This is a genomic window from Streptomyces sp. NPDC004561, assembly GCF_053602155.1.
In genome coordinates this window covers 1-5,469 of sequence record NZ_JBSGDB010000540.1, presented here as the reverse complement: position 1 = coordinate 5,469, position 5,469 = coordinate 1, and the positions used below count along the sequence as shown (strand labels likewise).

General features: G+C 73.8%; 5 protein-coding genes and 1 pseudogene. 3 read left to right on the top strand and 3 right to left on the bottom strand.

Annotated elements, in window-relative coordinates; genetic code table 11:
• Nucleotides 1–49: 49 nt before the first annotated feature.
• The 3 genes from ACWEN3_RS40175 to ACWEN3_RS40165 form a co-directional block, all read right to left on the bottom strand.
• Nucleotides 50–841, bottom strand: coding sequence for an enoyl-CoA hydratase/isomerase family protein (locus ACWEN3_RS40175; RefSeq protein ID WP_452981790.1), 792 nt, complete (start codon nt 839–841; stop codon nt 50–52).
• Nucleotides 832–3,051, bottom strand: a complete 2,220-nt coding sequence (locus tag ACWEN3_RS40170) for an acetate--CoA ligase family protein (RefSeq protein ID WP_452981787.1) — start codon at nt 3,049–3,051, stop codon at nt 832–834. Before ACWEN3_RS40170 ends, ACWEN3_RS40175 begins: the two co-directional genes overlap by 10 nt.
• A 95-nt stretch (nt 3,052–3,146) precedes the next feature.
• Nucleotides 3,147–4,334: a flavin-containing monooxygenase gene (locus tag ACWEN3_RS40165; protein ID WP_452981784.1), complete on the bottom strand. Its 1,188-nt coding sequence runs from the start codon at nt 4,332–4,334 to the stop codon at nt 3,147–3,149.
• Nucleotides 4,335–4,543: 209 nt separating this feature from the next.
• Here ACWEN3_RS40165 and ACWEN3_RS40160 point away from each other — a divergent pair, with 209 nt between their 5' ends.
• From ACWEN3_RS40160 to ACWEN3_RS40150, 3 genes and pseudogenes are all read left to right on the top strand, one after another.
• Complete coding sequence (locus ACWEN3_RS40160) at nt 4,544–4,996, top strand: DoxX family membrane protein (RefSeq protein WP_452981782.1); 453 nt, start codon at nt 4,544–4,546, stop codon at nt 4,994–4,996.
• Nucleotides 4,993–5,373 (top strand): annotated as a pseudogene (locus ACWEN3_RS40155) (Zn-ribbon domain-containing OB-fold protein); the annotation flags it as partial. The gene ACWEN3_RS40160 and the pseudogene ACWEN3_RS40155, both read left to right, overlap by 4 nt.
• 9 nt (nt 5,374–5,382) lie before the next feature.
• Nucleotides 5,383–5,469: LuxR C-terminal-related transcriptional regulator (locus ACWEN3_RS40150; RefSeq protein ID WP_452981793.1), on the top strand; the 87-nt coding region annotated here is incomplete at its 3' end.

Genomic DNA, 5,469 nt, shown 5'->3' with positions numbered 1-5,469 from the left:
GACGACGGCGTCCCCGGAGCGGCCCGGGGCCCTGTCCGCGCCCGGCGGGTCAGCGCCCCTGGAACTTCGGGCTCCGCCGCTCCACGAACGCCCGCAGCCCCTCCTCGGCGTCCCGCGTCGTCATGTTGATCTCCTGGGCGGCTGCCTCGGCGGCGAAGGCGGCCGTACGGTCGGCGTCGAGGGAGCCGTGCACCAGCTGCTTGGTCAGGGCGAGGGCCCGGGTCGGCCCGGACGCCAGCCGCACCGCCCACTCCCGGGCCGTCCCCGCCAGCTCCCCGTCCGCGACGACCCGGTTGACCAGGCCCAGCCGCCGCGCCTCCGCCGCCGGGACGGCGTCCCCGAAGAACATCAGCTCCTTGGCCCGCTGCGGCCCGATCAGCCGGGGCAGCAGATAGGCGCCGCCCGCGTCCGGTACCAGCCCGCGCCGCACGAACACCTCGATGAAGCGCGCGGACTCGGCGGCGAGCACCAGGTCGCAGGCGAAGGCGAGATGCGCGCCGAGCCCGGCCGCCGTGCCGTTCACGGCGGCGATCACCGGCTTCTCGCAGTCCAGCACGGCGGCGATCAGCCGCTGGGCGCCCACGCGCAGGGTGCGGGCGACGTCCCCGGGGATCCGCTCCCGCTCGGCGGCGCCGCCCCGCAGATCCGCGCCCGCGCAGAACCCGCGCCCCGTCCCGGTGAGGACCACGGCCCGTACGTCCGGGTCGGCGGACGCCTGCGCCAGCAGCTCGACGAGCCGGTCCCGCAAGGCGGGCGTGAGCGCGTTCAGGGCCTCGGGGCGGTCGAGGGTGAGGTACGAGACGTGCTCGCGGACCTCGTGCGCGAGCCCGCTCACCGGCACACCACCAGCGCGTCCAGCGCCACCGCGCCCTGCCCGCGGGGCAGCACCAGCAGCGGGTTGATGTCCAGTTCCGCGATCCGGTCGCCGAGTTCGAGCGCCATGCGCTGGACGCGCAGGACGACCTCCACCAGGGCGTCCCGGTCGGCGGGCGGCCGGCCGCGGACCCCGTCCAGCAGGGCCCGGCCGCGCAGCTCGCCGAGCATGTCCCGGGCCTGCTCCTCGCCGAACGGCGGCACGCGGACCGAGGAGTCGCGCAGCACCTCCACCAGCACCCCGCCGAGCCCCACGGTCACCGTCGGCCCGAACAGCTCGTCGTGCGTGACCCCGACGACCATCTCCACGCCCTGCTCGACCATCTGGCACACCAGGACGCCGTCCAGCGAGACGCCTTCGTAGCGGGCGATGTCGGTCAGCTCGCGGTAGGCGTCCCGGACCTGGCTGGCCGAGGTCAGGCCGATCTTCACCAGGCCGAGCTCGCTCTTGTGGGCGATCTGCGCGCCGGACGCCTTCATCACCACCGGGTAGCCGACCTGGGCCGCCGCGCGGACCGCCGCCGCGGCGCTGGTCACCAGCTGCTCGCGCGGCACCCGGATGCCGTAGGCGCGCAGCAGCTGCTTGGCCGCGTGCTCGCTGAGCTGCCGGCCGGGGCACATCAGGGCCTGCGCCTTGCGGAAGGACGGGGAGGGGGTGCGCGGGGCCGCGTCGAAGGGGGAGCGGTAGTCGCCGACGAAGCGGTGGTGGTCCAGCCAGGCGCGCACGGCGCCGAGGCAGTTGCCGACGGTGCGGAAGGTGGCCACACGCGAGGAGCCGAGCAGCACGTCCCGGTAGGCGGCCTCGGTGCCGACCGGCGAGCCCCACACCACGCACACCAGCTTGTCGGTCTCCTCGGCGGCCTCGACCAGATCCCGCACGAGCCTGTCGCTGAGCGGCGGGAAGGGCCCGGTGACCGGGCAGACCAGCACGCCCACCTGCGGATCGGCGAGGATCGCGTCGATGATCCGCCGGCCGCGCCAGTCGCCGACCGGATGGCCGCCGTTGTCCACCGGGTTGGCCACGCTCAGGTACTCCGGTATCCACTGGTGCAGCTCGGCCTGCTTGCCGGCGGAGAGCCGGGGGAGGCTCAGTCCGGCCGCGGCGGCGAGGTCGGCGACATGGGCGCCGGTGCCGCCGGAGATCGAGTAGACGGCGACGCCTTCGGCGCGCGGGGTCCGGGCGCGGGCCAGCAGGGCCGCGGTGTCCTGGAGTTCGTCGAGCCCGTCGACGCGGATCACGCCGTACTGGCGCATGGCCGCGTCCACCACGTCGTCGGCGCCCGTGAGCTTGCCGGTGTGCGAGGCCGCCGTGCGCGACCCGGCCTCGGTCCGGCCCACCTTCACCGCGACGACGGGCACCTTGCGGCGGGCGGCGCGGTCGGCGGCCAGCAGGAAGGACCGGCCGTCCGCGAGGCCCTCCACATAGGCGGCGATGGCGCCGACCCCGGGCTGTTCGGCGAACCAGGAGATGAAGTCGGCGGTCTCCAGGTCGGCCTCGTTGCCGGTGGGCGCCCAGTGGGAGAGCCGGATGCCCAGCTCCTGCAGCGCGAACACCGGCCGGCCCTGGTGCCCGGACTGGGTGATCAGCGCGATCGCCGGGCCCTCCAGGTCGTCCCGGAACCGCTCGAAGGCGTTGAGGTTGGTGTTCGGGCCGAGCAGCCGCAGACCCGAGCGGCGCACGGCCTCGGCGAGCCGCCGCTGCGCCGCGGCCCCCTCCTCGCCGGTCTCCGCGAAACCGGAGGCGAAGGCTACGGCGAACTTCACCTTGGCCTCGCCGAGTTCCCCGATCACGGGCAGCGGATCGGCGACCAGCAGCACGGCCAGGTCGACCTGCTCGGGCAGCTCGGCGACGGAGGCGCTGCAGGGGACGCCGAAGACGGACGGCCGGGTCGGATGCACCGGATGCACCCGTGCGCCGACCCGCTCGGCCCACGCCAGCAGCTGCCTGGTGATCCCGGTGTTCGGCCGCCCCTCGGCGTCGGAGGCGCCGATCACGGCGACCGACTCGGGCCGGAAGAGCCGGGCGAGATCCGGTACGTCCGCGTACAGGGGCCGCCCGCTCACGTCGAGGTCGTCGACCCGGTCGTGCACGGTGGGTCCGGGCCGCTGCTCGCCGCAGGCGATGACCCGGGCGCGGCGGGAGTCGGTGGTGAGGGTGCCGTGGGTTGATCCAAGCATCGTTCCGCCCGCTCCTGTGAGACAGCACAAGTAAACTGACGCTCTGTCAGGTTACAAAAGTGATGCCCCGTCAGGAACGGTTCGGACCGTCAAAGTTACCGCCGGGTGCGCAGCTCCCGGGCCAGGCGCTTCGCGATCTTGTCGGCGTCGATGGCCAGCTCCCGGAACATCCCGCTGATCGGGTTGGTGAACCCGGTGAAGTACAGGCCGGGCGTCTGCTCGGGTGCGCGGCCGCCGTGCGCCACCGGCTTCCCGCGCCCGTCCAGCACCCCGAGGTGCCCGACCAGCTCCTCCAGCGCCCGGGCGTACCCGGTGGCCGCGATCACCACGTCCGGCGAGAGACGGCCGCCGTCGGCGAGGACCACCTTGCCGTCCTCGAACGACTCCACGGCCGCCACGATCTCCACCGTCCCCGTGCGCACGGCGTCGACCAGACCGACGTCCTGCACCGGGATGGCGCCCTGCCGGACCCTGCTGTAGAGCCCGGTGTCCGGTCGCGGCAGCCCCTGGGCGGTCAGATCCGGTGTGCTCATCCGCGTCACCGGTCCGGCGAGCCGGTCCACCAGCCCGACCGGCAGCCGCCGCACGAGCACGCCCGTGTACTGGGCGGCCCAGCCGAGGGTGGAGCGGCGCAGGATGTGCGGAACGGTGCGCACGGCGAGCCGCACCCGCGCGGCCCCGCCCTCCGCCAGGTCGACGGCGATCTCGGCGCCGGTGTTGCCGATCCCGACGACCAGCACGTCACGGCCCGCGTACGGCCGCGCGTTGCGGTACGCGCCGGCGTGCAGGAACTCGCCCTCGTACGACTCCTGTCCGGGCCAGTCGGGTATGCGGGGGCTGTGGTTGTAGCCGGTGGCGACCACCACCGCGCTGCCGGTCAGCTCGCGCCCGCCGGAGGCGTGCAGCAGCCAGCCGGTGCCGTCCCCGGTCCGCTCGACCCGGTGCACCTCCACCCCGGTGACGATCTCCAGCTCGTGGTGCTCGGCGTACCTCTCCAGGTAGCGCACCACGTCGTCCCGGGCCACCCAGCGCCCGGACCGCCGGGGGATCGCCAGGCCGGGCAGGGCGGAAAGGCGCCGGGTGGTGTGCAGCCGGAGCCGGTCGTAGTGGCGCCGCCAGGAGTCCCCGACCAGGTCGGCCTTCTCCAGCACCACGGCCCGTATGCCCCGTGCCCGCAGCGCGTACGCGGCGGCCAGGCCGCCCGGACCGGCGCCGATCACGTACACCGGGCGGTCGGCGGGGGTCGGGGAGGGGTGCGCTGGAGCGGAACGGGTGACGGTCATGCTCGGGAGCGTAACCACGCCCCCACTTGATGGGTCTCGGTCAAGACCGGAATTGGTTGCGGATTGATCACGGCTGTGCGAATGCGGTGCGCAATCGGCGGAAGGCGGCGCCACCGGGGGCGATGCGGGCGCCGTGGCCCGCGGCCGCCCCGGGCGAACCCCTGACCGGAGTCTCGGCAATCCACCCGATCTGACGTACCGTCAGATCCATGGACTCGATATGGCTGGACGGCGCGGAGTGGCTGGCGGTGCTGCGCACGGGTCTCGGCCTGTGGTGGCTGGAGAGCTGGCGGCACAAGGACAAGAAGGCCTGGTTCGAGCGCGGGAGCGGCATCGCCTGGGCGGCGGGCGTGGCGGCGAAACACCGGTGGGCCCCGGTCCGGGCGGGCTTCGACACGGTGGTGAAGCCGTACCCGAGGCTCATGGCGTACGTCGTCGCCTACGCCGAACTGTCCCTCGGCCTGGGCCTGATCCTCGGCTTCCTGACCCCGGTGGCCCTGATCGGCGGCCTGCTCCTCAACGCCGTCTACTTCGTCCTCATGATCCACGACTGGGCGGAACAGGGGCAGAACTCGATGATGGCGCTGATCTCGCTGGTCGGCCTCTTCGGCATGTGCTGGCAGACCTGGTCCCTGGACGCCTGGCTGGGGTGGTTCCGATGACCACCGCCCGGTTCGACGTCCCCGAGGCCGACTCCCTCACCCGCCCCTACTGGGAGGCGGCGGCGCGGGGCAGGCTGCTGGTCCGCCGCTGCGCCGACTGCGCCCGGGCCCACCACTACCCCCGGGAGTTCTGCCCGCACTGCTGGAGCGAGCGGGTCGGCTGGGAGGAGGCGAGCGGCCGCGCCACCCTCTACACCTGGTCCACGGTCCACCGCAACGACCTGCCCCCGTTCGGCGACCGCACCCCGTACGTCGCCGCCGTGGTCGACCTCGCCGAGGGCCCCCGGATGATGACGGAGATCGTGAACTGCGCGCAGGACGGGCTGTCGGCCGGGATGCCCCTGCGGGTGGCCTACCGGAACGGAATCCCGGTCTTCGAGCAGATCTTGCAGCTGGTGGCCGGCGGCGCGACAGATCGCGAGATCGCCGCGAAACTGAACATCACCGAGAACACGGTTCACACGCACCTGGAA

Coding starts and splice junctions, on each gene's coding strand:
- ACWEN3_RS40165 (WP_452981784.1), bottom strand. CDS start 4,334: ATGACCGTCACCCGTTCCGCTCCAGCGCACCCCTCCCCGACCCCCGCC.
- ACWEN3_RS40160 (WP_452981782.1), top strand. CDS start 4,544: ATGGACTCGATATGGCTGGACGGCGCGGAGTGGCTGGCGGTGCTGCGC.
- ACWEN3_RS40170 (WP_452981787.1), bottom strand. CDS start 3,051: ATGCTTGGATCAACCCACGGCACCCTCACCACCGACTCCCGCCGCGCC.